This is a genomic window from Flavihumibacter sp. CACIAM 22H1 (assembly GCF_001601815.1).
Lineage (GTDB): Bacteria > Bacteroidota > Bacteroidia > Chitinophagales > Chitinophagaceae > Flavihumibacter.
This window is the reverse complement of the sequence record NZ_LUKG01000113.1, coordinates 1-4,655: the sequence shown is the minus strand read 5'-3', so window position 1 is coordinate 4,655 and position 4,655 is coordinate 1. Positions and strand designations below refer to the sequence as shown.

The following is a 4,655-nucleotide window of genomic DNA, read 5'->3' as shown; positions in this document are numbered from 1 at the left end:
GGAAGGCACCGGGCCGAAACCAGGTCCTGCAGACAAAGTAAAATGCCATTACCATGGCACATTGATTGACGGAACTGTGTTTGACAGTTCGGTAGACCGTGGACAGCCGATCGACTTCCCGGTAAATGGCGTAATACGCGGTTGGGTGGAAGCGCTTCAGCTAATGCCCGTTGGAAGTAAATGGAAATTGTTTATTCCGGCAGATCTGGCTTATGGCGATCAACAGGCCGGTGCAAAAATTGCTCCCGGATCTACCCTGGTGTTTGATGTTGAGCTGCTTGACATTGTTAAGTAAAACAACCGCATAAAAAAGTAAAGACCGGACAATTGTTCCGGTCTTTTTTATTTTTGGCTTGAATAAATTCCTGGTGCAGATGAGGCACTTTATTTATTCTACGGTAAGTTTTACATCATCCGAGGAAACTCCCCCTTTATCGTCCATAACAGTTAAGCGGAAGGTATAGGTTCCTTTCTGCACCTTATTAAGGCCGGTTATGGCAGCGCCCTGGTTTACAATTTCTACCGGATTACCGGAGATTTGTACCCAATGGTATCGTGATATAATGCCATCTGGCTCACGGGAACCCGTGCCATCGAGCTGAATAAAATCATTGGTAGAAACCCGGCTGTCTCCACCCGCATTTGCAGTAGGCGGAATATTGCCATTGTTCGAATAGGCCGAAGCCAAAAACAGCGAAGCTGTCAGAAGGATCAGATTCATAGTACGGATTTTTTACTGAAACTAAAACGTCTAACAGCTTGCTATTATTATGCCAATCTGGAAGAGCTTTGCTAAAACCTTCTTAATTATCGGGCATTGTATAACAATTCATAATATTCGTGGGCCATCCGGTTACTTTCAAACTGAAAGCGCACATCCCTCATCCCGTTTTTCACCACCTGTCTCCAGGTATCGCGGTTCTCATAATACAGTGGCAGAATCTGCTCTTCCAGTATCCGGTATAACATGTGCAGGTCGTATTCATCCTGCTCATGCGTGTTCATATTGGCGTAATCGGCCTTGGGAATTACAAATCCATTATTACCATGGTTTACAAATTCCGGGATCCAGCCATCATCCGTACTGAAGTTAGCAGCGCCATTCATAGCGGCAGTCATTCCACTGGTACCAGAGGCTTCCCTGGGCACCCTTGGATTGTTTAACCAGCAATCGGCTGCCTGTTTCATTCTTTTTGATAAAGCCAGTTCATACCCGATTACCACCGCCATATTCCGATGATTCCGGCTCATATGAACCAGGTGATTAAAGTCGTTGATAGCCGGGTAATCCATGGGATAAGGCTTTCCGGCCCAAATTATCTGAACGGGGTATCTGGTATTTTCCAGCAGCCGGGTAAATCGCTGAATATCACGGGTAATCAGTTCAGCTCTTTTATATCCGGCAAACCGACGTGCCCACACGATGGTGAAAACATCGGGGTTAAACTGTTTTCCGGTTTGGTCTGCCACAATTTCGAAGGCACGGCGTTTGAGATGTCGCTTGCGGTCATCAAACTGGTAATCATTGCCTTCTTCCATAAAACGATACAACTGTTTATCGGCCCAGTACTTCCAGTTTTGAGCATTGGTAATGGAGAGAATCGGGCAAATTCCACTGTATTTCTCCCACATGGCTCTGGAAACATGCCCATGCAACTGCGATACTCCATTGGCAATGCGGGCAAATCTTAATGCCACCAGGGAATGGTTAAACTGATCATCCTGTATGCCGGTAAGCTGCCTTACTTCGTCCAGTGAAAGGCCACAGAAATAACTCATTTTATGGCAGAGGTAAATATCATGTTTTTCATTTCCCGCTTCCTCCGGTGTATGGGTGGTAAATACCAGCCTTTTCCGAACCTCCTGGATATTATTTCCAAATCTCCGGTACAGGTAAAATGCTGCACTTATTCCATGGGCTTCATTTAAATGATAAACATCGGGGGTAAAGCCAAGTTCATCAAGCAATTTTGCACCACCTACACCCAGCAGTATAAACTGTGCTACCTTGGTGGCCACATTGGCATCGTATAAGCGATGAGTAATGGTTTGCGAAACATAATCATTTTCCGGCAGGTCTGTGCTGAGCAGGAATAAGGGCGCTGATTGATAGGTATCGGGCGGCAGGTACCAAACTTTTACCCAAACCGGGTGATCGTGAATGGAAATCTGAAACTTTATACCGGTATCCTGTAAAAAACTGTATTGTTTTTCCATCCAGGTTACCTGCAATGTCTGGTCCTGGTTACGCGCCTGATCATAGTACCCAAATTTCCATAGTATCCCGATCCCGATCAGGTTTTGCCTCAATTCATATGCACTTCTTAGATGTGAACCCGATAAAAAACCCAGTCCACCGCTGTATATTTTTAACGGCTGGTGAATGGCAAACTCCATCGAAAAATAGGCAACCTTCTTCGAATAACGTTCTTCTCCCTGGTAGGGAACCGTGAAATTTCTAAAACTCATATGGCATCATTGGTTTGTCTAATGTGTATTAAATACGCAATATAATGGAATCATCGGATACCGCTTCTTTTACTTCTTTTTACGGGCCCCGGTGGTGCTGGATTTCTTTTTCCGCGTGAAGCGTCCTTCAAAAAAACATTTTATATCGCGGTAAGAGCCGCAGCCCTCCACTTCTTTCATAGTCACTGTATTTCCTGAGAAATTAAAATCAATAACGCAGGGGCCATTGTTTTCCGTATACCTGGCTGAATTTGCACCGGTAATTTTAGCTTCTCCTTTGAGTTCGCCGATACAGGTTCCATTGTCTTTTTCAAAATGCACAAAAAACAGCAATCCGCCTTTACGGTGACTGTCGCGGAAAGAGACAATATTCCTTGTTGCCCCCAGGTAATCGCCGGTTAATTTGTGGATCAGTGTTAACGTGTCGATGGGATTGAGTAGTTTCTGTGTTTTATTAGCCTGGTCGTTGGATTCGGTCAGTATCAGGGTAAATACGCCTGCTGTATTGTATACATAAACATCTTTATGGTAGAGTATCTGACCGTCTGCTGCGGTGCGCTGACGAAGTGTAGTGAAGGTATAACGGCTATCTAGGTTAGCTACTGTCTGTTCATTTTTTGGGGGATTTGAGCTGGTTACCACCAAAGGCAGGGCTGCTTTAAATGCTTCCTTTTCAAAAACAAGGGCATATCCCGCCCGTTTGGTGCCCAGGGCTGCTTTGATCAAAAGGTAGGTTTCGCCATCTTTTATCATTGATTTACCGATCGGGTAAATCTGGGGGGCTGTTTTTTTCCCGAATACCGGCTGAAGGATGGAATCCGGAACGAATTGTGCAAACACTTTGTTTCCGATCCGCAGGGAATCGGGTGATTTTTTAATTAAAGAGGTATCTGCCAGGTGAAACGGCAACTTAATATCGGGGAAAAAATCGATAAAGTCTGCCGCAACCACTTCTTCAGTATCCAGCAATTGCTTTTTTTTCGACTTACATCCGGTTATTAGTACAATAAGTAAAATGACAGCGATTTGGTTTTTCCAATGCATTGGTTAGGTTTTCCTTAAGTCGCTAAAATACTCCATTTCACAAACCCTCAATTTTTTGATTTATGTATTTTTTTTAGATTCGCCTAAATATTACCGCTTGAAATATTCCAGCAGCAAAGAAAATTACATAAAAGCCATCTATCACCTGGAACAGGAAGAACCGGTGGTAAGCACCAATGCACTGGCACGCCAGTTAAGCACCAAACCTGCCTCCGTAACTGATATGCTTAAAAAACTGCATGAACAGGATTTGCTGGAATACGAACCTTACAAAGGAGTACGCTTAACGGAGTCAGGTAAAACAGTGGCACTTCAAATTATCCGCAAACACCGGTTATGGGAATTTTTCCTGGTGGAGAAACTTGGGTTCGGCTGGGAAGAAGTACATGAAATTGCGGAGGAACTGGAACATATCAGCAGCCGGAAGCTGATTGACCGGCTCGATGAATTTCTGGGAAAACCCAAAACCGATCCTCATGGCGATCCCATCCCCGACGCCAACGGCAAAATGCCGCTAATAGAAAAAATTTGCCTGATGGATCTTCCGACGGGCATAGCTGCCGACATAATCAGCGTATCTAACCAATCGGCAGATATGCTGGATTTATTAAAGCATTATTCTATTGAAATCGGTACCCGCCTTGAAATTACCAACAGGTTTCAGTTCGACCGTTCGCTGCAGCTTATTGTTCAGGGAAAATCAAAAATTACAATAAGTGAGCACCTCGCCATGCATCTATTTGTGGTGTATGCCAAAGAAACTGGCAGCAAATAGGGCTTATTTCCGCTGCCGGATCAGGTGTTTGAGGCGGCTAAACGTTTCTGGTTTGATATGCAGGTAAGAGGCGATGTATTTCTGTGAAACCCGTTGCATCATATCCGGGTGTTTATGCATATAATTAAGAAACCGTTCCCGCGCCGTTAACCGTAAATGCGACAGGTCTCTCAGTTCTTTTCGGATATACATTTCCGATACCATAAGGCGGGCCAGTTGTTGAGGACCGGTATCTCCAGGAATAATTTTTCGAGGTCTTCTTTGTGTATAGAAAGAAACGTAGTGGCTTCAATGGCTTCAACATAACAATCCGCAGGTTTCCCGGTATGAAAAGAAAGTTCGGCATGAATAAAATGCCCTTCTGTAG

Annotated in this window: 7 protein-coding genes; 2 read left to right on the top strand and 5 right to left on the bottom strand. The window is 44.4% G+C overall.

Annotated features, from left to right (window positions below; translation table 11 throughout):
- A partial coding sequence (locus A1D16_RS20055) for an FKBP-type peptidyl-prolyl cis-trans isomerase (RefSeq protein WP_290712889.1) occupies nucleotides 1–295 on the top strand: 295 nt, incomplete at its 5' end.
- 93 nt (nucleotides 296–388) lie between these two features.
- Here the strand turns inward: A1D16_RS20055 and A1D16_RS20050 are convergent.
- The 3 genes from A1D16_RS20050 to A1D16_RS20040 form a co-directional block, all read right to left on the bottom strand.
- Complete coding sequence (locus A1D16_RS20050; protein WP_290712886.1) at nucleotides 389–721, bottom strand: PKD domain-containing protein; 333 nt, start codon at nucleotides 719–721, stop codon at nucleotides 389–391.
- An 86-nt stretch (nucleotides 722–807) separates the two neighbouring features.
- A complete protein-coding gene (glgP, locus tag A1D16_RS20045; protein ID WP_290712883.1) occupies nucleotides 808–2,469 on the bottom strand; it encodes an alpha-glucan family phosphorylase in 1,662 nt (553 codons plus the stop codon).
- Nucleotides 2,470–2,538: 69 nt separating this feature from the next.
- Entirely contained in the window at nucleotides 2,539–3,513 is a 975-nt protein-coding gene (locus tag A1D16_RS20040) for a hypothetical protein (protein WP_290712880.1), read from the bottom strand.
- Nucleotides 3,514–3,610: 97 nt separating this feature from the next.
- On the opposite strand from A1D16_RS20040, the gene A1D16_RS20035 reads away from it, so the two are divergent.
- On the top strand, nucleotides 3,611–4,288 hold the full coding sequence (locus tag A1D16_RS20035) for a metal-dependent transcriptional regulator (protein WP_290712877.1): 678 nt from the start codon (nucleotides 3,611–3,613) through the stop codon (nucleotides 4,286–4,288).
- Between the two features lie 3 nt (nucleotides 4,289–4,291).
- On the opposite strand, the gene A1D16_RS20030 is transcribed toward A1D16_RS20035, so the two are convergent.
- Nucleotides 4,292–4,492: a hypothetical protein gene (locus tag A1D16_RS20030; protein ID WP_290712872.1), complete on the bottom strand. Its 201-nt coding sequence runs from the start codon at nucleotides 4,490–4,492 to the stop codon at nucleotides 4,292–4,294.
- Nucleotides 4,459–4,655 (bottom strand): hypothetical protein (locus A1D16_RS20025; protein ID WP_290712869.1); only part of this gene is annotated, 197 nt, incomplete at its 5' end. The genes A1D16_RS20025 and A1D16_RS20030, both read right to left, overlap by 34 nt.

Excerpts from the sequence above, each read along its gene's own strand:
- A1D16_RS20050 (WP_290712886.1), bottom strand. The coding sequence starts at position 721 with ATGAATCTGATCCTTCTGACAGCTTCGCTGTTTTTGGCTTCGGCCTAT.
- glgP (WP_290712883.1), bottom strand. The coding sequence starts at position 2,469 with ATGAGTTTTAGAAATTTCACGGTTCCCTACCAGGGAGAAGAACGTTAT.
- A1D16_RS20040 (WP_290712880.1), bottom strand. The coding sequence starts at position 3,513 with ATGCATTGGAAAAACCAAATCGCTGTCATTTTACTTATTGTACTAATA.
- A1D16_RS20030 (WP_290712872.1), bottom strand. The coding sequence starts at position 4,492 with ATGGTATCGGAAATGTATATCCGAAAAGAACTGAGAGACCTGTCGCAT.